The 23,067-nt window shown below is 69.4% G+C and carries 19 protein-coding genes; 4 read left to right on the forward strand and 15 right to left on the reverse strand.

Annotated elements, in window-relative coordinates; genetic code table 11:
• Window positions 1–58 precede the first annotated feature (58 nt).
• Window positions 59–2,080, forward strand: a complete 2,022-nt coding sequence (locus AL346_RS19690) for a hypothetical protein (protein ID WP_156332810.1) — start codon at window positions 59–61, stop codon at window positions 2,078–2,080.
• Between the two features lie 572 nt (window positions 2,081–2,652).
• On the opposite strand, the gene AL346_RS19695 is transcribed toward AL346_RS19690, so the two are convergent.
• The 6 genes from AL346_RS19695 to AL346_RS25205 all read right to left on the reverse strand — a co-directional run bounded on the left by AL346_RS19695 (window position 2,653) and on the right by AL346_RS25205 (window position 8,739).
• Complete coding sequence (locus AL346_RS19695) at window positions 2,653–4,956, reverse strand: NADP-dependent malic enzyme (protein WP_053193968.1); 2,304 nt, start codon at window positions 4,954–4,956, stop codon at window positions 2,653–2,655.
• 43 nt (window positions 4,957–4,999) lie between these two features.
• Entirely contained in the window at window positions 5,000–5,644 is a 645-nt protein-coding gene (locus tag AL346_RS19700; RefSeq protein WP_019401874.1) for a bifunctional 2-polyprenyl-6-hydroxyphenol methylase/3-demethylubiquinol 3-O-methyltransferase UbiG, read from the reverse strand.
• 63 nt (window positions 5,645–5,707) lie between these two features.
• On the reverse strand, window positions 5,708–6,331 hold the full coding sequence (locus AL346_RS19705; protein WP_019401873.1) for a CatB-related O-acetyltransferase: 624 nt from the start codon (window positions 6,329–6,331) through the stop codon (window positions 5,708–5,710).
• 22 nt (window positions 6,332–6,353) lie between these two features.
• A complete protein-coding gene (locus tag AL346_RS19710; protein ID WP_019401872.1) occupies window positions 6,354–7,445 on the reverse strand; it encodes an acyltransferase in 1,092 nt (363 codons plus the stop codon).
• 28 nt (window positions 7,446–7,473) lie between these two features.
• Entirely contained in the window at window positions 7,474–8,349 is an 876-nt protein-coding gene (locus AL346_RS19715; protein WP_019401871.1) for a glycosyltransferase family 2 protein, read from the reverse strand.
• Window positions 8,350–8,478: 129 nt separating this feature from the next.
• On the reverse strand, window positions 8,479–8,739 hold the full coding sequence (locus AL346_RS25205) for a hypothetical protein (RefSeq protein ID WP_019401870.1): 261 nt from the start codon (window positions 8,737–8,739) through the stop codon (window positions 8,479–8,481).
• Window positions 8,740–8,861: 122 nt separating this feature from the next.
• Here AL346_RS25205 and AL346_RS19720 point away from each other — a divergent pair, with 122 nt between their 5' ends.
• Window positions 8,862–9,560 (forward strand): TetR/AcrR family transcriptional regulator, encoded by a 699-nt coding sequence (locus tag AL346_RS19720; protein ID WP_156332811.1) that lies wholly within the window; start codon window positions 8,862–8,864, stop codon window positions 9,558–9,560.
• Window position 9,561: 1 nt separating this feature from the next.
• Here the strand turns inward: AL346_RS19720 and AL346_RS19725 are convergent, their stop codons facing one another.
• Together AL346_RS19725 and AL346_RS19730 are read right to left on the reverse strand one after the other, a co-directional pair.
• On the reverse strand, window positions 9,562–9,975 hold the full coding sequence (locus AL346_RS19725) for a GFA family protein (protein ID WP_019401868.1): 414 nt from the start codon (window positions 9,973–9,975) through the stop codon (window positions 9,562–9,564).
• Window positions 9,965–10,861 carry an NAD(P)-dependent oxidoreductase gene (locus AL346_RS19730; RefSeq protein ID WP_082312585.1) on the reverse strand — a complete coding sequence of 299 codons (897 nt, stop codon included), beginning with the start codon at window positions 10,859–10,861 and terminating at the stop codon, window positions 9,965–9,967. Before AL346_RS19730 ends, AL346_RS19725 begins: the two co-directional genes overlap by 11 nt.
• 126 nt (window positions 10,862–10,987) lie before the next feature.
• Between AL346_RS19730 and AL346_RS19735 the strand changes: the two genes are divergently transcribed.
• Window positions 10,988–11,329, forward strand: a complete 342-nt coding sequence (locus AL346_RS19735; RefSeq protein WP_019401866.1) for a helix-turn-helix domain-containing protein — start codon at window positions 10,988–10,990, stop codon at window positions 11,327–11,329.
• Between the two features lie 74 nt (window positions 11,330–11,403).
• Here the strand turns inward: AL346_RS19735 and aspS are convergent, their stop codons facing one another.
• Window positions 11,404–13,212, reverse strand: a complete 1,809-nt coding sequence (gene aspS / locus AL346_RS19740) for an aspartate--tRNA ligase (RefSeq protein ID WP_019401865.1) — start codon at window positions 13,210–13,212, stop codon at window positions 11,404–11,406.
• A 151-nt stretch (window positions 13,213–13,363) separates the two neighbouring features.
• Between aspS and rnd the strand changes: the two genes are divergently transcribed.
• Window positions 13,364–14,509: a ribonuclease D gene (gene rnd / locus AL346_RS19745; RefSeq protein WP_019401864.1), complete on the forward strand. Its 1,146-nt coding sequence runs from the start codon at window positions 13,364–13,366 to the stop codon at window positions 14,507–14,509.
• On the opposite strand, the gene AL346_RS19750 is transcribed toward rnd, so the two are convergent.
• The 6 genes from AL346_RS19750 to AL346_RS19775 form a co-directional block, all read right to left on the reverse strand.
• Complete coding sequence (locus AL346_RS19750; RefSeq protein WP_053193972.1) at window positions 14,510–16,489, reverse strand: methyl-accepting chemotaxis protein; 1,980 nt, start codon at window positions 16,487–16,489, stop codon at window positions 14,510–14,512. It abuts the gene before it with no gap.
• A gap of 160 nt (window positions 16,490–16,649) precedes the next feature.
• Window positions 16,650–18,119 (reverse strand): exopolyphosphatase, encoded by a 1,470-nt coding sequence (gene ppx / locus AL346_RS19755; protein WP_019401862.1) that lies wholly within the window; start codon window positions 18,117–18,119, stop codon window positions 16,650–16,652.
• Window positions 18,120–18,156: 37 nt separating this feature from the next.
• Window positions 18,157–20,337, reverse strand: coding sequence for an RNA degradosome polyphosphate kinase (locus tag AL346_RS19760; RefSeq protein WP_245258882.1), 2,181 nt, complete (start codon window positions 20,335–20,337; stop codon window positions 18,157–18,159).
• A 205-nt stretch (window positions 20,338–20,542) separates the two neighbouring features.
• On the reverse strand, window positions 20,543–21,229 hold the full coding sequence (locus AL346_RS19765; RefSeq protein ID WP_019401860.1) for a DnaA/Hda family protein: 687 nt from the start codon (window positions 21,227–21,229) through the stop codon (window positions 20,543–20,545).
• Window positions 21,230–21,237: 8 nt separating this feature from the next.
• Window positions 21,238–22,332 (reverse strand): AI-2E family transporter, encoded by a 1,095-nt coding sequence (locus tag AL346_RS19770; RefSeq protein ID WP_053193974.1) that lies wholly within the window; start codon window positions 22,330–22,332, stop codon window positions 21,238–21,240.
• Between the two features lie 59 nt (window positions 22,333–22,391).
• The gene (locus AL346_RS19775; protein ID WP_019401858.1) at window positions 22,392–22,922 is read right to left on the reverse strand and encodes a CDP-alcohol phosphatidyltransferase family protein; all 531 of its coding nucleotides are present in this window, start codon (window positions 22,920–22,922) and stop codon (window positions 22,392–22,394) included.
• Window positions 22,923–23,067 lie beyond the last annotated feature (145 nt).

Raw genomic sequence — 23,067 nt, forward strand, 5'->3', positions numbered from 1 at the left:
ATCGAATGGTAACCTCGCTCCTCTAGATGAACGGGCAATCGTTGATCAGGAGCTTGCAATGACATCCGCAGTTCGCCCCGCCCGGCCCGTTTGCAGCGCGCGCAGGCGCCGGAACACCCTTCTTGCCGGCGCGGCGGCGATCGCGCTCGTCGGCGCCCCACTCGTGGCGGACGAATTTGCCGCATGGCGGCTGTCGCGGATCCTGGCGCCGGCCGGAACGGTCGATGCCGTTTCGGGAGCGCTGTTCGGCCCCCTCGCCGTCGACGGCCTGCATCTCGCCACGCCGGGCGCGACGCTCTCGATCGACCGCATCGTGCTGCCGGGCCGGGGCCTTCTCGGCAGCTCCGCCCTCGCCGCGGGCGACGTGACGCTCGAGGGCGTCTCCGTCGTGCTCGACGGCATGACCCTCCGCATGCCGCGCATCCTCGTGTCAGGCACGGACCTCGACCAGGCGGCGATCGCCCGCATCTTCGACAAGACGGCGACGCAGCCCTTGTCGGAGCGGCTCGCGGCCCTGACCGCGAGCGCGGTGCGCATCCCCGAGCTGACGATGGACCAGACCATCGGCGACATGCAGCAGACGGTGACCTATCACGACATCGACATGCGCGACATCAGGGCGGGTGTCATCTCGGCCATCGCCGCCCCGCGCGCCACGATGCGGATTGACGGGAAGAAGGAGGGGCTGACCACCGGCTCCATGGGTCCGATCACCATCGACGATTTCGACACGGTGCAGACCGCCCGCGTCTATGGCGAGAAGGCCGGCCCGGGCGACACCGAGCCAAAGCGGCTCTACGGCGCCTTCAGCGTCGAGAACTTCAGCTTGCGCGATGCGAAGGGCAACGAGGTCGGTGTCGCGCGCATCTCCGGCCGCGACTTCAAGGCGCGCCCGACGGCCGATTCCTGGCTCGGCACCATCGACGCGCTCGGCAAGGTGGACGACTTCGAGAAGCTGTCATCCGCGGAGCGCAAGGCCTTCTTCATGCGCCTCGTCGACATGATGACGGCTTTCGAGATCGGCGGCTTCGAGGCTTCCGGCTTCACCTTCAAGGGCAAGGACGAGAAGAAGGGCGAGCCGATCGACGCTGAGATGGAGCGCATTGCCATGAGCGCCGATGCGACCGGTCCGAGCTTCTCGGTCACCGGCATGCGCTTCGTCACGCCGGATGCCGAAATGCGCTTCGGCGGCATGAGCTTCTCCGAAATCGTCTGGCGCCCGATGCTGGAGCGGCTGAAGGAGGCGCTCGCCGCACCCGATACGGATTTCGAGGATCTCGACGCCCGGAAATTCGTGCCCCTGATCGGCCATGCCCGCATCGAGGCCATCGACATCGACGTCCCGGCCGACGAGGACGAGCCGCGCCGCGGCAAGGACAAGCGGGCCGTGAAGGCCGGCGAGCGGATCAAGATGGCGATCGGCGCCATCGACCTCAAGGCCGGCAACATCGTCGACGACATCCCGACCGAGCTCGGCGCGCGCGTCGACCATTTCGCCATGGCCCTGCCCGCGGGAACCGACAAGGACGGGCTCAAGGAGCTGCGTGCCATGGGCTACGAGGCGCTCGACCTGTCGTTCGCCCTCGATGCCGCCTGGTCGCCGGACAAGCAGGAGCTCGCCGTCAAGACTTTGTCGTTCAACGGCAAGGACATGGGTGCCGTGACGCTCTCGGGCCTCCTCGGCAATGTCACGAAGGACATCTTCTCGTCGGACGAGGCCATCCAGCAGGTCGCCCTCATGTCGGCGACGGCGAAGCGCCTCTCGCTCGCCGTCGAGAATGGCGGCATCTTCGAGCGCTTCCTCGAGCAGGAGGCGAAGAAGCAGAAGCGCAAGGCGGATGACCTGCGCAAGGAATACGGCATGGGCGCCGCCATCGTCGTGCCGGCCTTCCTCGGCAATTCCGAGGGCGCGCGGACGCTCGCCAATGCCGTGGCGCGCTTCGTCGCCAGGCCCGGCGCGCTCAACGTTACGGCGACCGCCAACAACGCCGGCGGCCTCGGCCTCGCCGACTTCGCCGCCGCCGGCGGCGAGCCCGCGACGCTGTTCGAGCAGGTGACGATCGAGGCAAAGGCGGAATAGGCCTCGGCAGCGCCGGGCACAGCGGCGCGATGCCATCTGCGAACGGCGGCGACGCGGGATGGTGAGCGCAACCTCTCCCTCGTCATGGCCGGGCTTGTCCAACGCAAGTCGGGCTTGCCCAACTTGCGTCACTGCAAAGAGATGCGAGGCGCGTTGCTGTTGCCATCCACGTCTTGTGCGCTCGTGCCAGCCTCGCGGCGTGGATGCCCGCGACAGGCGCGGGCATGACGTGGGTGGGTTTGCGTCTTCCCTCCTCGGGCCAACGTCCGGTAGATGTCCTGCCAGTCGGGATGTGTATCGAGGATGCTCGCGCCGCGCGTCTCTTCGGGACGCCGGAATAAGTTCGTCCCGCTACTCCTGCCAGGACAGAACCGCCATTATCGACAGTCATGCCCGCGCTCGTCGCGGGCATCCACGCCGCGACGCCGCCGCGAGGCTGGAAACCCGGTGGTCCAGCAACGCGCGCCTTGCGTCTCGCCTTTGCGGTGACGAGCCCCGGCCCCAGCAGCGAGAGCCGTCGTCCCCTGCTGCGCTACGCGCTGCTCTCACGACTGACAGCAGGCACGCAACGACTACCCAACCACCACCTGCTCGCGGTGCGCCGCCTGGGCCTCGACGACGGCGACCGCCGTCATGTTGACGATGCCGCGTGCCGTCACCGTCGGCGTCAGCACGTGCGCGGGCTTGGCCGGCCCGAGCAGGATGGGCCCGACGGGCAGCGCATCGGCCAGCACCTTGGTGAGCTGGAAGGCGATGTTGGCGGCGTCGAGGTTGGGCATGACGAGCACGTTGGCCTCGCCCTTCAGCCGCGAGGACGGCAGCTTGCGGTCGCGGATCATCTGCGAGATCGCCGTGTCCGCCTGCATCTCGCCGTCGACCTCGAGATGCGGTGCCCGGTCGCGCAGGAGGCCGAGCGCCTCGCGCATCTTGAGCGCCGAGCGCGTATCCGCCGAGCCGAAATCCGAATGCGACAGGAGGGCGATGTGCGGCTCGATGCCGAAGCGCGTCACGTGCTCGGCGCACAGCATCGTCATCTCGGCGATCTCTTCGGCGCTCGGGTCCGGCCGCACATGCGTGTCGGCGAGGAAGTAGTGCCCCTTCGAGGTGATGACGAGGCTCATGGCCGAGAACTCGCGCACGCCGGGCGTGAGGCCGATGATGTCGCGGATGTGCTTGAGGCGGGACTGGAAGCGCCCCTCGAGCCCGCACAGCATGGCATCCGCATCGCCGCGAGCGAGCGCGACCGCCGCGATGACGGTGGTGTTGGTGCGCACCAGCGTCTTGGCCGCATCCGGCGTGATGCCCTTGCGGCCGGCGACGTCGAGATAGGTCGCGACATAGTCGCGGTAGCGCGGATCGTCTTCCGGGTTGATGAGCTCGAAATCCCTGCCGGGCCGGATCGAGAGGCCGAAGCGCTTCAGCCGCGTCTCGACGACGGCCGGGCGGCCGATGAGGATGGGCTGGGCGATGCCGTCCTCGATCACCGCCTGGGCCGCCCTGAGCACGCGCTCGTCCTCGCCCTCGGCATAGATGACGCGCTTGGGCTCGGCTTTCGCCTGGGTGACGACCGGCTTCATGATGAAGCCCGAGCGGAACACGAAGCGCCCGAGCGATTCCCGGTAGGCCTCGAGATCCTCGATCGGCTTGCGCGCGACGCCGGTGTCCATGGCGGCCTTCGCCACGGCCGGCGCGATGCGCAGGATGAGGCGCGGATCGAACGGGCTCGGGATGAGCGAATCGGCGCCGAAGGTGCGCGCCTCCCCGCCATAGGCGCGGGCGACGACCTCCGACGGAGTCTCGCGCGCGAGGGCCGCGATCGCCTCCACCGCCGCGGCCTTCATGGCCTCGTTGATGGTCGAGGCATGCACGTCGAGCGCGCCGCGGAAGATGTAGGGGAAGCACAGGACGTTGTTGACCTGGTTCGGATAGTCCGAGCGCCCGGTGCAGATCATGGCGTCCGGCCGCACGGCGACGGCGTCCTCCGGCATGATCTCCGGGTTCGGATTGGCGAGCGCCAGGATGAGCGGCTTGTCCGCCATCTTCGCCACCATCTCCGGCTTCAGCACGCCGGCAGCGGACAGGCCGAGGAAGACGTCGGCGCCGCCGATCACGTCGTCGAGCTTGCGCGCGTCGGTCTTCTGGGCATAGGCCGCCTTCCAGCGGTCCATCAGCGCCTCGCGCCCCTCGTAGACGACGCCCTCGATGTCCGTGACCCAGATGTTCTCGCGCCGGGCGCCGAGCGAAACGAGGAGGTTGAGGCAGGCAAGGGCCGCCGCGCCCGCGCCGGAGGCGACGATCTTGACGTCGCCGATCGCCTTGCCCGCGAGCTCCAGCGCATTGGTCACGGCCGCGCCGACGATGATCGCCGTGCCGTGCTGGTCGTCGTGGAAGACGGGAATGCCCATGCGGGCCTTCAGCTGCTCCTCCACCTCGAAGCACTCGGGCGCCTTGATGTCCTCGAGGTTGATGCCGCCGAAGGTAGGCTCGAGCGCCGCCACGACATCGACCAGCTTGTCGACCGCCGTCTCGGCGAGCTCGATGTCGAACACGTCGATGCCGGCGAACTTCTTGAAGAGGACGGCCTTGCCCTCCATCACCGGCTTGGAGGCGAGCGGCCCGATGTTGCCGAGGCCGAGCACCGCCGTGCCGTTGGAGACGACGGCGACGAGGTTCTGCCGCGCCGTGACGGTGGCCGCCTCGGCGGGATCGGCGACGATCTCGAGGCAGGCGGCGGCGACACCCGGCGAATAGGCGAGCGCGAGGTCGCGCTGGTTGCCGAGGGGCTTGGTGGGCTGGATCTCGAGCTTACCGGGCCGCGGATTGCGGTGATAGAACAGCGCGCCCGATTTCAGATCCTGCGAGATATTGTCCGCCATACCATCCCTCCCCGGACCGCCCTTGCCGACGGTCCCGACCCCATCACGATTTTCGCTCGGCCACCACCAGCCATTGCTTGGCGAGCAGCGTCTCCAGCCGGCCGAAGCTCAGCCCCATCAGGAGCCAGCGCGCATCGGGAAAGCGGAAGCGCTGCACCGAATGCACGCCGACCAGCGTCAGGCCGCCGACCGTCGCCAGCTCCGCCGCCGTCTCCTTGACGAAGAAGCGCAGATGCGTGCGATCGAGCAGCCCTGCGTCGCGATAGCGGAAATCGCCCTTCACCAGCAACCGCCAGATGAACTTCCAGTGCCGGATATTGGGCACCGAGACGATAAGCCGCCCTCCCGGCGCAAGGAGCGCCGACAGGCGCTTCACCATCGTCCAGGGGTCGGCCATGTGCTCGAGCACGTCGAGGCACAGCACGAGGTCGAGCGAGCCGGGCGCGATCTCGGCCTCCAGCGCCGCCGCCTGGGCATCGCCGCGCCACAGCCGGTCGAAATGCGGCTCGGCCTGCGCCGCGACGGCGTCGACATATTCGATGCCGCCCTTCCACGCCACGGCATGGCGCGCCGCCACGGCCCGCGTGGTCGCGCCGGCGCCGCAGCCGACGTCGAGCAGGCGCGTGACGCGCGCGGGCAGGAAGGGCAGCACCTCGGTGCGGGCGGTGTCGTAATAGCGGTCGAGCATCGTCAGCCGGTCGATCAGGGCCTTCCGCCTAGCAGGTCGTGCCGCCGCAGGCCAGCCTCAATCTCAGCCTCGCCCCCCGTCTCCAGCGCCCCTGAGGGCGGCAAGGACGGCGGCCGTATCTCCGGACAGGAGAAACGGCATGAGCGGCACCAGCTCGGCCCGCGGGCGCTCCCACCAGCGGGCGGCGACGAGCGCCTCGACCGTCGCCTCGTCGAAGCGCCGGCGCACCACGCGCGCCGGATTGCCGACGACGACCGCATAGGCCGGCACGTCCCGCGCCACCACGGCCCGCGCGCCGATGACGGCGCCGGGCCCGATGGTGACGCCGGAGAGGATGGTCGCGCCCGAGCCCACCCACACGTCCGCGCCGATGACGACGTCGCCGCGCGTCGCCTCCGGCGTCGGCAGGCCTCGCGCCTCCGGCCACAGCTCCGGCAGGCCCGAAAAGGGATAGGTCGTCACCCAGTCGGTGCGGTGGTTGCCGCCGAGGAAGACGGTGACGTCATCGGCGAAGGAGCAGTAGGGGCCGATGACGAGGCGCCCGCCCCCGCCCCAGCGCCGCACGCGCAGCCGGCCATAGCTGTAGTCGCCGATCTGCCAGCCGAAGCGGGCGGCCTCGCGCGCATGGAAGAGGCGCGTGAGGTTGTGGGGATTGGTCCAGCGCCGCCACAGCTTCTCGATCCACATCCGAAACCCTTCTTCCTTTCGTTCAGGAGGCCAGCGCCGATTTCACCTGCCGCGCCCGCAGCCGTGCCTTGAGGGCAAGGGCGGGCTTTTCGATGAATAGCCAGGACAGCGAAGCCAGCAACACCGACAGGGCGATCGAAACGACGAGTTGTACGGCCACGGGAACGCTTGGATAAAGGCTGTAGACCGTCTGCTGCACCGGCCAGCCGTAGAGATAGATGCCGTAGGACAGGTCCCATTTCGGCGTCAGGATCGGATGGGAAAACCCGGGCGCGAAGCTCAGCCAGATGACCGCATAGGCCGTGGTGACGAACAGCAGCGCCTTGTAGGCGCCGGTGCCGGCGGCGAGCCAGGTCACCAGGGCAAGGGCGGCGAGGATCGGCGCCGACAGCGGTGTGATGTCGCGATAGAGATAAAGGGCCGCGCCCGTGGCGAAGATCAGCGGCAGCCGCAGCGCCGTCTGCATGCCCTGGGGCGCGTCCGGGTGCAGCACGTCGAGGCTGACGGTCGCGGCGAAGAAGCCGGCGACCAGCCCGAGGGCGACGACGCGGTAGCGGATGGCGCCGGCGATGCCGAGAACCAGGACGGCGGCATAGCAGATCGTCTCGTACTTGAGCGTCCACACGGTCGCCAGCGGGAATGGAAACGGATTGTCCGCGAACACGCCGGGCAGGCTGCCACTGCTCTTGAAGGTCGTCAGCGTCGCGGTGATGAAGCGCCCGACGCCGCCCTGGCCGAAATAGTCAGCGAGCGGCAATGTCGTCAGAACCGGGCCGAGGACGAGCGCCACGAGAAGCGTCGCCGCCACCAGGCCGGGCGCGATCCGCAGCGAGCGGGCGATCACGTAGTTCGCCACGCCGCTGCGCGCGAAGCTCAAGGTCACGAGAAGGCCCGACAGGGCGAAGAAGCCGTTGACGGCATGCTCGCCGAGCGTGAAGCCCGTCGCCTTGACGAGCGGCTCGTTGGCGACGCTGCCCGAGCCGACACTGAAGGCGTGCGATACGACGACGGCCAGGGCAAGCGCGAGGCGTATTCCCCCTACATTGTCGAATGGACGCGCCATTGCGACGCCGACGGCCGAGCCGGCCGGCGGCCAAGCGTAAGAACGCAGCATGAGTCCCCCTCCCCACGATCGTTCCAGATTATCCTTTTTTTTGAGTCGTTGCGCGACGCCCCGTCAGCCACGCCCACGCCCCTGCGGCCGAGCCGCCGTAGCGCTCGACGAGACGCCGGTTGAAGGTGAGGCAGGCACCCGCCGCCTTGAGCGCGTTGACGGCGAACATGCCGGGCGCCGGATTCGGCAGGCCGTACTTGCGCGACACATAGGCGCGCGACCACGCCTGGTGCCAGCGGGACCGGAAGATGCGGCCCGGCTCCGGCGCGCTGGAGCCGCCGCGCCCGTGCATGGCCCGCGCCGCATCGACATGGATCAGCGCCCGGCCGGAATCGGCCATGCGCCGGCACAGGTCGTCGTCCTCGTAGAAGAGGAAGATCGCCTCGTCGAAGCCGCCGAGCTCGAGGAAGAGGTCCCGCCGGCAGAACAGCGCCGCCCCCGACAGGAAGGGGGCGCAACAATCGCCCTCCGGCAGCACGAGGCGCCCGGAGGGGTTGTGGAGATAGGGCGAGAGCAGCGAGCGCGGCTGGAAGAAGAAGCGCCCGTCCGCCTCCTGGATCCGCGGCGCGAGGAGCCCGGCATCGGGATAGCGCTCGGCCGCGGCGAGAAGCGCTTCGACCGCACCGGCATCGAGCACGAGGTCCGGATTGACGATGAGGACGAATTCGCTCACGGCGGCCCGCACGCCGATGTTGTTGGCGCGGCCGTAGCCCTCGTTGCGGGCGTTGCGGATCACCCGCGCGCCGAGATGCTCGGCAAGCGCGGCCGAGCCGTCGCCGCTCGCATTGTCGACGACGATCGCCCCGGCGCCGCAGGCCTCGATGGCCGCAAGGCAGGCCGGCAGGCAATGGGCCGAATCGTGGGTGACGACGACCGCCGTGACGGCCGAGGCATCGAGCGGCAAGACAGAACCCGTCGAAGAAGGGCCGCAAGGCCCGGGAACGCGCGAAGGGCCGGCGGCAGCCGGCCCTTCGTGGCTTTGGCGCAAATCACGCCGCAAGACAAGTCGAGCGGACGAGTAGCGCGACGCCGCTCAGCCGCCGCGCCGCGCGCTCATCGCCCGCCGCACGAGCGGGATGACGGCATAGACCATGCCGAAGACCATGATCGGCACGATGGCGAGCGTGCGCAGGAAGACCGGCCAGTCCTCCATCAGCGGCCCGAGGCCGTAGAGGATGGCGGTGATCAGCACATAGGCGCCCGGAATGAGGGCAAGCGAGAAGCGCAGGCGCGACGGCTGCGCCGCAGGAGAGGCTGCGGGGGAAGGCGAAGAAGGAGAAGCAGCGGAAGGCATGGGGGAACCGTCTCCGTGGCAAAACGAAACGATCCGTATCGTTTCGGCCATGGATATAAACGGCCCGTTTCGTTATGTTAAGAGGGGCCGAACAAAAATCTGCAGGAAGCCGGAGGAGCCCCATGTCCCGCCCCCCTCGCCAGCCGACTGGCGCGCCGCCGAACGAGCCGGCCGACGGGCCGCCGTCCGGCGCTGACGATAACGACGGAGCCCCCTCCCCGTCCGGCACGGCAGGCGGGCGCGGCCGCCGCACCTCCATCGGCGCGCGGCGCAACCCGGCGAGCGAGGCGGCGGTCATCGCCGCCGCACGATCCTTGTTGCAGGAAAAAGGTTACGCAGGCTTTTCCATCGACGAGGTGGCGCGCCGCGCCGGCGCCGGCAAGCCGACGATCTACCGCTGGTGGCCGACGAAGGCCGACCTCTTCATCGCCATCTACCAGGCGGACAAGGCAGCCGCCATCGCCATGCCCGACACGGGCTCGCTGGCGCGGGACCTGCGGACGCTCGTCAACGCGCTCTGGGCCTTCTGGCGCACGACGCCCTCGGGCGGCGCCTTCCGCGCCCTCATCGCCGAGGCACAGACCAACCCCGTCTCCCTCGCCGCGTTGCGCGACCGCTTCGTCCCCCAGCACATGTGCCGCCTGCGGGAAGTCTTCGACCGGGCCGTGGAGCGCGGCGAGATCGCGCCCGACAATGTCGAGGCGCTCGTCGAGCTCTATTTCGGCTTCAACTGGTTCCGCCTGCTGATGAACCGCATCGACGACGACCCGGACCACGTGGCGCGGGCCGTGCAGATGATGGTGGAGGGCGCGCGGCGGTAGGCTATTCCACGAGCGGGACCGCCTCCCCGAGGGTCAGCCACCCGGGCCGACGGCCGGCGCTGAACAGAGCGGCCGGCGGGCCCACCTCCGCTTCCTCGAAGCAGCCGGCCGACACGACGAGCCCGTCGGGCATCACCTCCGCCTCCATATAGAGCTGCGTCCCGCAGACGGGGCAGAAGACCTGGTCCACCCAGCGCCCCGCGTCGCTGCCACGCCGGAAGCGGCGATGCTCGCCGGTGGTGCGCACCACGGCGCCCTTGCCGTAGCGCGCCCGCCAGCCGAAGGCCGAGCCCGTCGCCCGCTGGCATTCGCGGCAACCGCAGGCATAGACCCGGTCCGGCGGCCCGGCGAGCGTGAGGCTCAGCTGCCCGCAGGTGCAGCGGGCGGTGCGCTCCCGCCCCGCTTCAGGCGGCATGGCGCACCCCGCCCCGCTCGATGAAACGCATCAGCGCCGCGAAATCGTCCGCCGCGTGGCCGGCCGCGAGCGCGGCCTTGAACAGCCCGTCGAGTGCCGCCGGAAGCACGCGGTCCAGCCCGTGCTCGTCGCCGACGGCCAGGAGATGATGGAAGGCGCTGTAATGCGCCTCGATGGTCGCGAGCGTCGCGGCGTCGCCGCGCCAGCGCCCCTCGCCCACCCGCGCGATGAGATCGTCGGTCGCCGCATCGACCACCGGCTGGAAGTCCCGCATGTATCGGGCATAGGCCTCCAGGCCGATGCCCTCTGCGCGGACCACCGCCAGCGCCTGCAGGGTGCCGAAGAGCTTGCCCCACATCTGTGTCAGCAGCCCCGTGTCGAGCGCGGACGCATGGCCCGCATCCTCGCCGACGAACACGCCGTTGCCGCCGAACACGCGCAGCACGTCGCGATGGCGTTCGAACGCCTGCCGCATGCCGGAGTAGAGAATCGTCGTCTCCGCCCCGCCGATGAAGTTCGGCGTCGCCATGATGGCGCCGTCGAGATAGGCGATGCCCCGCTCCGCCGCCCATCGGCCGGCCTCGCGCGCCTGCCGGGGCGAACCGGACGTGAGCTGCACCACCACCTTGCCGGCGAGCGCGCGTTCCACCGCCGGCATGCGCAGCAGCGCGTCCGCCGCCGCATAATCGATGACATTGACGATGACGACATCCGATGCGGCCACCGCTTCTGCCAGTGATTCAGCGGTGTGTGCGCCCGCCGCGACGAGGGGAGCGACCTTCTCCGGCGAGCGGTTCCATACGCGCGTTTCGATGCCCTCTGCGAGCAAGGCTCTCGCGAGCGCCGAGCCCATGCGGCCGGCGCCGACGACACAAGTCTTTGTCATGACGGGAAACCCCACCTATCTTGGCGGGCAGCACCCGCCGGGTTGCCGATTGATAGGCGCGGCCTGGCGACAGTGTAAATTACGCACTTTCAAGTAAGCGCTCACCCCAAGGTAAGTGGTTTTGCAATGAAACGCCTCGAAACCGACGAATGCGGCTTCGCCAGTGCCCTCAATGCTATCTCGGGCAAGTGGAAGATGGGCATCCTGTGGGAGGTGACGCTCCAGCCCCGCCGTTTCGGCGAGCTGCGCCGGCTGCTGCCGGGCGTGAGCGAGAAGGTCCTGGCCCAGCAACTGCGCGAGATGGAGGCCGACGATCTCATCCGCCGCGAGGTCTTTCCCGGCGCCGTGCAGAAGGTCGAGTATTCCGTGACCGACTTCGGCCGCAGCCTCAACGAGGCCGTCGACGCGCTGTCGCGCTGGGGCAAGGAGTTCGAGAAGCGGCAGGAGCGCAAGGCGATGGTGGCCTGACGCCTCAAGGGACCGTCTCCGCCGCCGAAAAGGAAGGGCGCCCGCAGGGGCGCCCTCGACATTGCCGGTCCGGCTCACTTCTCCGGCAAGTTCAACCGGATATGCAGCTCCCTGAGCTGCTTCATCGTCACCTCGGACGGCGCGCTCATCATGAGGTCTTCCGCCCGCTGGTTCATGGGGAAGAGCACGACCTCGCGCAGGTTCTGCTCGTTGCACAGGAGCATGACGATGCGGTCGACGCCCGGCGCGATGCCGCCGTGCGGCGGGGCGCCGTAGCTGAGGGCGCGCAGCATGCCGCCGAACTTCGCCTCCAGCACGTCCTCGCCGTAGCCGGCGATGGCGAAGGCCTTGCGCATGATGTCCGGCCGGTGGTTACGGATGGCGCCGGACGACAGCTCCACGCCGTTGCAGACGATGTCGTACTGGAAGGCCGTGATGCCGAGGATGGTCTTCTCGTCCGCCGGGTCGAGCGCCAGGAAGGCGTCATGGTCGAAGTTCGGCATGGAGAACGGGTTGTGGGAGAAGTCGATCTTCTTCTCCTCCTCGTTCCACTCGAACATCGGGAAATCGGTGATCCAGCACAGGTCGAAGCGCTCGCGGTCGATGAGGTCGAGCTCCTCGCCGATGCGCGTGCGCGCCTTGCCGGCGAGCCCCGCGGCCTTGGCCTCCTCCCCCGCCGAGAAGAACACGGCGTCGCCCGCGCGCACGCCGGCGGCCAGGGCGATGGCGGCCTGCGCCTCGGCCGGCACGAACTTGGCGATCGGCCCCCTGCCGACGAGCTCGCCCCCCTCGTCCTCGAAGACGATGTAGCCGAGGCCCGGCGCGCCCTCGCCCCGCGCCCAGTCGTTGAGCTTGTCGAAGAAGGAGCGCGGCTGGCCCGCCGCCCCGGGTGCGGGGATGGCGCGCACGACGCCGCCGGCCTTGATGACGTTCTTGAAGGCGTTGAACGTCACGTCCTCACGCAGGAACTCGGCGGTGATGTCGGCGATGATGATGGGGTTGCGCAGGTCCGGCTTGTCGACGCCGTATTTCAGCATCGCCTCGGCGTAGGGAATGCGCGGGAAGACGGGCGTCACCGGCCGGCCCTCGCCGAATTCCTCGAAGACGCCGCGCAGCACCGGCTCCACCGCCTGGAAGACGTCCTCCTGCGTGACGAAGCTCATCTCGATGTCGAGCTGGTAGAACTCGCCCGGCGAGCGGTCGGCACGCGCGTCCTCGTCGCGGAAGCAGGGCGCGATCTGGAAATAGCGGTCGAAGCCGGCGATCATCGTCAGCTGCTTGAACTGCTGCGGCGCCTGCGGCAGGGCGTAGAACTTGCCCGGATGCAGGCGGCTCGGCACCAGGAAGTCGCGCGCGCCCTCCGGCGAGGAGGCCGTGAGGATCGGCGTCTGGAACTCGAAGAAGCCGCCCTCCTTCATGCGCCGGCGCAGCGAATCGATGATCTGGCCGCGCTTGACGATGTTCTGGTGCAGCTTCTCGCGCCTGAGGTCGAGAAAGCGGTACTTGAGCCGCGTCTCCTCGGGGAAGTTCTGCTCGCCGAAGACCTGCATCGGCAGTTCGCCCGCCGGGCCCAGCACCTCGATCTCGGCGATGTAGAGCTCGATGCCGCCGGTCGGCAGCTCCGGGTTCTCCGTGCCGGCCGGGCGGTTGCGCACCTTGCCGTCGACGCGCACCACCCATTCCGAGCGCAGCGTCTCGGCCACCTTGAAGGCCGGCGAATCCGGGTCGATGACGCATTGCGTCAGGCCGTAGTGATCGCGCAGATCGATGAACAGCACCCCGCCGTGGTCGCGAATGCGATGGCACCAGCCCGAGAGGCGAACGGTCTCGCCGACATGGGTTTCGCGGAGCGCGCCGCAGGTATGTGAACGGTAGCGATGCATGGGCACGGTGTTCCGGCTCGACGATCGGACGAAGGGTGAATGAGCGCCCGCGCGCGGCAACGGCGCGGCCGCGGGAGAAGCCCACGAGACGGCACGAATGTCAAGGATTGGCCGCGACAAGTGGCCGAGTCTGAGCTATAGCGCGAAGACCATGGACTTGATTGCTACGACCGACGCCCTCGCCGCTGCCTGTGCACGCCTCGCCAAATTCCCCTTCGTCACCGTGGATACCGAGTTTCTGCGGGAGACGACGTATTACGCCAAGCTCTGCCTGATCCAGATGGCGAGCCCGGCGGAGGCCGTGCTCGTCGATCCGCTGGCCGAGGGCATGGACCTTGCGCCCTTCTACGCGCTGATGGCCGACACAGAGGTGGTCAAGGTCTTCCACTCGGCGCGGCAGGACATCGAGATCATCTGGCAGGGCGGCAGCGTCATCCCGACCCCGCTGTTCGACACGCAGGTCGCCGCCATGGTCTGCGGCTATGGCGACTCGGTGTCCTACGAGCAGCTGGTCAACGACCTCGCCAAGGCGCGCATCGACAAGTCCTCCCGCTTCACGGACTGGTCGCGCCGCCCGCTCAGCGAGCAGCAGCTCGCCTATGCCCTCTCGGACGTGACGCATCTGCGCACCGTCTATGCGGCGCTGCATGCGGACCTGGCCGAGAGCGGGCGCGAAAGCTGGCTCGACGAGGAGATGGCGGTGCTCACCGCGCCCGCCACCTACGACACCCATCCCGAGGATGCCTGGCAGCGCCTCAAGGGGCGCATCAAGAAGCCGAAGGAAGCCGCGGTGCTGATGGAGATCGCGGCCTGGCGCGAGCGCGAGGCTCGCAGCCGCAACGTGCCGCGGTCGCGCATCATGAAGGACGACGCCCTCATCGACATCGCCGTGCACGCGCCGACGACGCCGGAGGCGCTCGGCGCGCTGCGCTCCGTCCCCAACGGCTTCGAGCGCTCGCGGCCGGCCGGCGACATCCTCGCCGCCGTCGCACGCGGCGTGGCGCGCGATCCGAAGTCCGTCAGCCTCGGCGAGCGCGGCCGCAAGGCCGGCTCCAACGGCGCCGCCATCGAAATGCTCAAGGTGCTGCTGAAGGCCGTGGCGGAGAACGAGCGGGTCGCCCCGAAGATCCTCGCCACGGTGGACGATCTCGAGGCCATCGCCCTCGACGACGAGGCCGACGTGCCGGCGCTCACCGGCTGGCGGCGCCAGCTCTTCGGGGAGAAGGCGCTCGCCCTCAAGGCCGGGCGCCTCGCGCTCACCGTCGACCGCGGGCGCGTGCGCCTCGTCGAATATTGATCAGGCCGCCTCGCGCAGGAACTCGTCGAGCGCGCCGACGAGGAACTGGGCCGACCGGGTGAAGTCCTGCGACAGGGCGGCGAGGCTTTGCGCGGCCTCGCGCGTCTTGGCCACCGTCTCACCCATGGCCGACAGGCTCTCGTTCATCAGCGTCGCCCCCCGCGCCGCTTCCGACGTGCTCGCGGCGATGGCGGCCGTCGCCTGCCCCTGCTCCTCGACGGCGGCGGCGAGCGACGTGCTGAACAGGTTGATGGCCCTGAGCGCCTCCTCGATCTCGCCGACGGCGCTCAGCGTGGTCGCGGTATCGTTCTGGATGCCGTCCACATAGGCGGTGATGTCGGCGGTCGCCTTGGCCGTCTGCTGCGCGAGCTGCTTGACCTCGCCGGCGACGACGGAGAAGCCCCGCCCGGCCTCCCCCGCCCGCGCCGCCTCGATGGTGGCGTTGAGCGCGAGCAGCGCCGTCTTCTCGGCGATCGACTGGATGAGATACACGATGGCCTCGATGCGGCGTGCCGCATCGCCCAGGGTGCGCGCCTTCTCGCTCGACCGCTCGCCGACCGCCAGCGCCTCCACGGCGACGCGCGAGGCCTCGAAGGAACGCTGCGAGATGTCGTTGATGGAATGGGCCAGCTGGTCCGTCGCCGAGGCGACCGTGGCCATGTTGGTGGAGGTGTCGGCCGCCGTGCCGTGCGCGCGCTCGACGAAGGAGGCGGAGACCTCGACCTCCGCGCCGAGGTCCTGCGACAGGCGGCCGAGCGAACCGGCCCCTTCGCGCACCGCGACGAGGATGGAGGTGGTGCGCTCGCGCAACCGGCCGATCGCCTGCTCCAGCATGCGCCGGCGGGCCTCGTTCTCCTCGGCGGCCAGCTCGGCCTCGCGCTGCAGCGCCGCATTGGCCTGAGCCTGGTCGCGGAAGACGCCGAGGCTGCGCGCCATGATGCCGATGGCATCGTCCCGGTCCGCCCCGGCGATGGCGATGGCGGCGTCGCCCGCCGCCAGCCTCTGCATGCTGCGGCCGAGGCCGTCGAGGGGCGCGACGATGCGGCGGTCGAGCCAGAGCAGCGTCAGCCCCGCCGTGACGAGGCCGCCGAGGAAGGCGAGCACAAGGCCGCCGAGCAGCATCCCCGTGAGCCGCGCGATCTCGGCCACCGCGTCGGCAGAGGCCGTCTCGGCCGCGGTCCGCATGTCACGGGCGAGCGTGCCGGCCTCCGCCACCGCCGCCTCGAGCGCCGCGGCGGCACCTGCCGCCCGCTCGCCCGCACCGGCCTTCTGTGTCACGAAGCCGTAAAGCTTGGCGCGCTCGCTCTCGGCGGCGCGCAGGAGATTGCGCGACGAGACCCCGAATTCGCGCAGGCGGGCCCCCGCCATGTCGAGCCGGTCGATGAAATTCGAGATCCGGTCGCGCAGCGCCTCGAACCCGGCCGCGTCGTTGTCGCCGAGGAAGGCGATGGCGCCCGCGGCGATGGCCGAGGCCTCCTCCCGCAGGCGCGCCACGGCCGCCGCCTCTGCCTCTCCGCCGGCCGCCGACAGCGCCCGGGCGATCGTTTCCGTCGCCGCGAGAAAGTCCGTCACCGTTTGCGGATAGACCTCGTCGAGATCATCGAGCGCCCAGCGCGACACCACGGCATCGCGTGCCCGCGGCCCGAGCGTGCCGCTGATCGCGGCGACACGCGCGACGTCGTCGGCAAAGGGTGTATCCGCCGCAAGCGCCGCCAGCCCCTCGACGGCACCCGCGAGGCGCGCGAGCTCCGGGTCGATCAGCGCCTCCGGAGCGCGCCCGAAGGCGCCCTCGGCGGTACGCACGCGCAGCACCATCTGCTCGAGGTCCGACACATAGCCCGCCGCCCCGCCGACGACGCGCATGAGCGCCCCGGTCTCGCCGGCGAGCCGCGCCATGTGCGACACCGTGGCGCCGACGACGGCGAGCACCAGACCCATGCCGACCACGATGAACAGCGCGATCGGCGTCGAAACGCGCAAATTGATCCTGCTTCTCAGCGATAATGTCGCCACGCCTGCCCCCGAATCCCCTTTTGTGCAACGCACACGTTGTGGAGATCCGGCATTGCGGAACGGTTACCCTTACATGAAATTTCTGTGACAGGCCTTTGTAATAGAAGTCGTTTCCAGTTCCCCGAGCTTATTTGCCGGTCTGAATGACGGGCTCGCGGCCGACGAGGCGGGAGAGCTGCTTGACGCGGTTGAGCAGACGGTCGCTCGCCAGCGCGGCAAGATCGCCCGGCAGCGCCAGCACCAGCTTGCCGCCGTGCCCCGTGATCGGCGCCCGCGGCAGGACCCCCGGCATGGCCGCCGAGACGAGATAGGCGACCCGCATGGCACCGCCGAGGATGCGCGCCCGGTCGATCATCCGGGTCGTCACCAGTTCGCGGATGCGCGGGCTGATGTCGTCCACCGACAGGCCGACGTGGCGGAAGAAGACCGACAGGGCCAGGAAGGCGCGGCCGGGATGGTCGACGCCGACGAAGGCGGCATGGGCGATGATGTTGAGCCCCTGCTCGCCGCGATAGTCGGGATGCGCGCGCCAGCCGATGTCGGCGAGGAGGCACGCGGCATGGCGCAGGCGGCGCTCCTCCCCCGTCTCGTCGAGGTGGAGCGAGGCGACGAGCTTGTCGGTCCAGCCGATCAGCTCCTCGCCGTGCATCGGCGCGCGCGAGCGCAGCAGGTTGAGCTCGCGCGCCGCGGAGAGCAGCGGATCCATCCGCCGCTCCTCGTTGGACAGCTTCTCGTAGAGCAGCCCCTCGCGCACCCCCTGCGCGGAGATGACGACCGTCCTGGGCTTGCCCTTGCGGATGATCTCTTCGAGCAGCAGCGCCCCGTAGCCGAGCAAGGGCCGGCGGGCCGCCGAGACGGCCTCGATCGATTCGAGCGTTTCCGCATCGACGCGCTCGACGATCTTGGCGAAGTCCGTGACGTCCTTCGGCGCCACCGTATAGCCGTGCATCACGTGCAGCGGATAGCCCTTCTGCGTCATGTGCAGGCGCGCCAGGGCGCGCCAGGTGCCGCCGACGGCATAGAAGGTGCGCCCCTTCAGGCGCTCCAGCGGCTCGGCCCTGGCGAAGGCGTCGCGCACCACCTTCGAGGCCTTGCGGATGTTGCCGCCGGTCGTGTCCTGCAGGGCGAGGCCCCCGAGCGGCAGCGACACCCCCTTGCCGAGCTCGAAGCCGCGCACGTCGATGAGCTCGAGGCTGCCGCCACCCATGTCGCCGACGACGCCGTCGGCATCATGGAAGCCGGACATGACGCCGAGCGCCGAGAGCTGCGCCTCGCGGCTGCCCGAGATGAGCTCGATGGGATGGCCGATCGCCGCCTCGGCCCGGGCGAGGAAGTCGGGCCCGTTCTCGGCATCGCGCGCCGCGGCCGTCGCCAGCACGTGCACCGAGCCGACCTGCATGAGCCCGCACAGGACGCGAAAGCGCGCCAGAGCCCTGAGCGCCTTCTCGACCGCGTCGTCGCGCAGCCGCTTCGTCGTCGTCACGCTGCGGCCGAGGCCGCAGAGCACCTTCTCGTTGAAGATCGGCGTCGGGGCCCGCGTCATGCCCTCGTAGGCGACGAGGCGGACCGAGTTGGAGCCGATATCGACGATGGCCACCGGTGCGCCGACATCGAGCCGGCCCGGGGCACGCAGTTCAGGCAGAGGATCCCTTGGCGAGGGTCCTGGGGCGCGAATCCTTGAGAGACTTTCCACGTCCAGACAGACTCGGGTTCGTCATGAAGTACTGATGAGCGTTGAAGGACTGCTCCCCCTTGCCCGGGATGATGCGCTTGCTCGTCCCATCGGGCAATACAGTCCAGCTCTGCTCGTTGTCCAGCAGATTGGCGAGCATGATCTGCTCGAGGATCTGCTCATGGACCGTCGGATTGGAGATCGGCAGCAGCGCCTCGACCCGCCGGTCGAGGTTTCTCTGCATCAGGTCGGCCGAGGAAATGTAGAGATGCGCCTTGGCGTGCGGCAGCCCGTGCCCGTTGCCGAAGGCGTAGATGCGGCTGTGCTCGAGGAAGCGGCCGACGATGGACTTGACGCGGATGTTCTCCGACAGGCCCGGAATGCCGGGCCTGAGGCAGCAGATGCCGCGCACGATGAAGTCGACCTGCACGCCGGCCCGGCTCGCCTCGTAGAGCGCGTCGATGATCGTCGAATCGACCAGCGAGTTGCACTTGCCCCAGATCTGGGCCGGGCGGCCGGCCTTCGCATGGGCGATCTCCTCCTCGATATGCTTGAGGAGGCGCGCCTTGAGCGTGACGGGCGAGACGGCCATGCGCTCGAGCTCGGCCGGCTCGGCATAGCCGGTGATGAAGTTGAAGATGCGCGCCACGTCCCGCGCGATGACGGGATCGGCCGTGAAGAACGACAGGTCGGTGTAGATGCGCGCCGTGATCGGATGATAGTTGCCCGTGCCCACATGGCAATAGGTGACGAGCTGCCCGCCTTCGCGGCGCACCACCGACGACAGCTTGGCATGGGTCTTGAGCTCGATGAAGCCGAAGACCACCTGCGCCCCGGCCCGTTCGAGGTCGCGCGCCCAGCGGATGTTGGCCTCCTCGTCGAAGCGGGCCTTGAGCTCGACGAGCGCCGTCACGGATTTGCCGGCCTCCGCCGCCTCCGCGAGCGCCTTGACGATGGGCGAGTCGGACGAGGTGCGGTAGAGCGTCTGCTTGATCGCCACCACGTTGGGATCACGCGCCGCCTGCTGCAGGAACTGCACCACCGCGTCGAAGGATTCGTACGGGTGGTGGATGACGATGTCCTTCTGGCGGATGGCGGCGAAGCAATCGCCCCCGTGCTCGCGGATGCGCTCGGGAAAGCGCGGGTTGTAGGGTTTGAACTTGAGGTCGGGCCGGTCGAGCCCGACGAGCTGGCTGAGCTCGTTGAGCGCCAGCATGCCCTCGACCACGAAGATCTCGTCGGTCGTCACGTTGAGCTCGTCGGCGACGAAGGCGCGCAGCCCCTCGGGCATGGCCGCCTCGACCTCGAGGCGGATGACGCTGCCGCGGCGGCGCTGCTTGAGGGCCGATTCGAACAGGCGCACCAGGTCTTCCGCCTCTTCCTCGATTTCGAGGTCGCTGTCGCGGATGACGCGGAAGCACCCCTGCCCCTTCACCGTGTAGCCGGGGAAGAGCTTGGCGGTGAACAGGACGATGAGCTGCTCGAGCGCGATGAAGCGCTGGGCCCCCGTCTCGGCGAAATCCGGCAGGCGCACGAAGCGCTCCACCCGGTTCGGCACGCGGATCAGCGCGTTGAGCGAGCGGTTGTCGCTCTGGCGGAAGAGCGCCAGCGCCACCGTGAAGCCGAGGTTGGAGATGAACGGGAAGGGATGGGCCGGATCGACCGCGAGCGGCGTCAGCACCGGGAAGACGTGGTGCAGGAAATAGTCGTCGAGCCACAGGCGCTCGGCCTTGGTCAATTGCCCGGCGTCGACGAGGACGATGCCATTCTCGAGCAGTTCGTCCCTGAGTTCGCGCCAGCGGCGCTGCTGGTCGCTGGCGAGCACCGACACCTCGGCGCCGATGCGCATCAACTGCTCGGCCGGCGTCAGCCCGTCCTGCGACTGGGTCATGACGCCCGAGCGCACCTGGCCGCGCAGGCCGGCGACGCGCACCATGAAGAACTCGTCGAGATTGTTGGCCGAGATCGACAGGAAGCGCAGCTGCTCCAAAAGCGGATGGCGCTTGTTGGAGGCCTCCTCCAGCACCCGGCGGTTGAACTGCAGCCAGGACAGCTCGCGGTTGATGAAGCGCTCGGACGACTGGCGCAGCGCCTCGGCAGCGGCCGCCTCGGCAGCGACGGCCCCACCCTGGTCGAGCTTCACCGCCTCGCCCTGCCCGCCCGCCGGCTTGATCGCCTCGAGGTTCACCGTCCCGCTCCCTTTAGCTATGTCGTTGCCGCCTTGTCCCGTCCTTGTGCGTCAATTCCAAGACAGACGCATGACGACAGGATGCGCGGCGCACGGCGGCTTCCCGCGCCGCTCCTCAGCCTCCCATCGGCGCGGCCGGGATGCAACCGTCTCGGAGGCGTCAGCCGTCGCCCATCGCGAGCATGTCGAGGACGGCAAGGGCGAGCGGGCGCGTGATGCGCCGGCCGCGGCTCAAGGCCTCCCGGTCGAGGGCGGCGACGAGGCGCTGAGCGGCGGCGAGCGAGCGCTCCATGCGCGGCAGGACGGACTCGACCACGCTGGTATCGACGACGAGCTGCCGGTCGACGAAGAGCTTGACGAGAACGGCGCGCAGGAGCGCCTCGTCCGGCGCGCCGATGTCGACCGCCGGCGACTGGCGCAGGCGTGACAGGAGATCGGGGGTGGCGAGGCCCCAGGCCTCCGGCGCCGTCCGCGCCGTCAAGAGCAGGCTGCGGCCGGTGCTGCGCATGGCGTTGAGAAGGTGGAAGAAGGCATGCTCGTCGAGCGGGCTGCGGTCGCAGTCCTCCACCACGAGCGCCGGCGCGCCGGCGAGCGCCGGCACGGCCGGAAGCGTCACGGCGGCGGCATCGGCGACCCTCGCACCGGCACGCTCGGCCCAGATGGCGGCAAGATGCGTCTTGCCGGCCCCCTCCGGGCCGACGAGGCGCAGGACGGGATGCGGCCAGTCGGGCCAGCGCTCGATCAGGGCATAGGCGGCCTCGTTGCACGGGCTGACGAGGAAATCCTCCGCCCCGTAGCGCGGCGTCAGCGCCAGATCGAGCGGCAGTTGTCGGGGCTTGTCCGTCATGGGCCGGCTCACGCGTCCGTCTCCGGCCGGGGCGGCGGCGGCAGGCCTTCGTCATAGAGCGAGCTCGCCAGGTACTGCCGCACGGCAAAGCGCGCGAGGACGCCGAGCGCCGCCGCGATCGGCACGGCAAGGAGAAGGCCGACGAAGCCGAACAGCGAGCCGAAGGCGAAGAGCGCGAACATCAGCCAGACCGGGTGCAGCCCCACCGCATGGCCGACGAGCTTGGGCGAGAGGATGTTGCCCTCGAAGAACTGGCCGGCGAAGAAGATGGCGAGGGTCGCGCCGATCATGATGTAGTCGGGCCAGAACTGCACGATGGCGACGCCGACGGAGAGCACGAGGCCGGTCAGCGAGCCGACATAGGGGATGAAGCTGATGAGCCCGGCCCCGAGCCCGATGAGGGCCCCGAAGTTGAGGCCGATCAGCGAGAGGCCGACGGCATAGAACGTGCCGAGGATGATGCACACCAGCGCCTGGCCGCGGATGAAGCCGGCGATCGCCCCGTCCATCTCGCGGGCGAGCTGGCGGATGGTGGGCGCGTGCCGGCGCGGCAGCCAGCTGTCGAGGGTCGCGATCATCCGGTCCCAGTCGACGAGCAGGTAGAAGGCGACGACCGGCGTCACGACGAGCAGGGCGAAGACGTTGACGATGGCCTGCCCGCCCGACCACAGCGACTGCAGGAAGGCGCCGAGCCAGCGCGCGCCCTCGGACACCACGTTGCCGAGGGACTGCTGCACGTCCTGCAGCACGGCCGGGCCGCCCAGCCGCTCCAGCAGCGTGCCGCCCTGCTCGGCCGCCAGCTGCTGCAGGCGCGAGACCGTCTCCGGCAGCTTGCCGATGAAGGCGGCGAGCTGGTTGGCGACGATGGGGACGAGCAGGACCAGCGCGACGATGAAGAGGAGGATGAAGAGCCCGAGGATGAGGAGCGTCGCGAAGAGCCGGCTGAGGCCGAGCCGCTCCAGCCGGTCCGCCAGCGGATCCAGCAGATAGGCCAGCGCCAGGCCCGCCACGAAGGGCAGCAGCATGTCGCGCAGCACGTAGAGCCCCGTCACGACGAGGACGAGCGCCACCAACCAGAAGACGACCTGCCGCTGCGCGATCATGCGATATCCCGAGCTGCCGCCGGCAGCGCCTGTTCCTTGCGGCCCCGTACCGGGCGCGGTTACGTGGCCATATGCCGCAGCCACAGAGCGAGATAGGCGCCCGCCGACAGCAGCGTCAAGAGCGCCACGGCCGCGAGCGCAAGATCGTGGACAACGGCGAGATCGAGCCCGAAGGCCCTTGCGCCGAGCACGAGGCCGGCAAAGCCGATCTGCGCGACGGTCGTCATCTTGCTGACCCACAGCGGCCGGATGGCGAGCGGCCGCGCCATGAGCCACGAGAGGACGATCGCCATCAGGATCATGATGTCGCGGAAGACGACGAGGATCGCAACCCACCCCGGCAGGACGCCGACGACGGCGAGGCTCACGTAGATCGAGATGAGCAGCGCCTTGTCGGCGAGCGGGTCGAGATAGGCGCCGAGTTCGCTCTGCAGGCCGAAGCGCCGCGCGAGGAAGCCGTCGACCGCGTCGGAAATGCCGGCGACGGCGAAGAGCACGAAGGCCGCGAGCCACTGTCCCGAACCGATCATGGCGATGACGACGGGCACGAGGATGAGGCGGGCGATCGTGATGAGATTGGGCAGGGTCATGGTGGCAGGTCGTGACGAGGATGCCCCCAATCTAGGCAGCGCGACCGCACTGTGCGAGCCCCGGAAGCACCAAGGGCCCGTGTCGGGTCTTGCACAGCGGCGCCCGGCATCGTACTGCCCGGACTTAAAGAGCGTGCGGCGCGCG

The sequence above is a fragment of the Chelatococcus sp. CO-6 genome (assembly GCF_001271345.1).
GTDB classification, from domain to species: Bacteria; Pseudomonadota; Alphaproteobacteria; order Rhizobiales; family Beijerinckiaceae; genus Chelatococcus_A; species Chelatococcus_A caeni.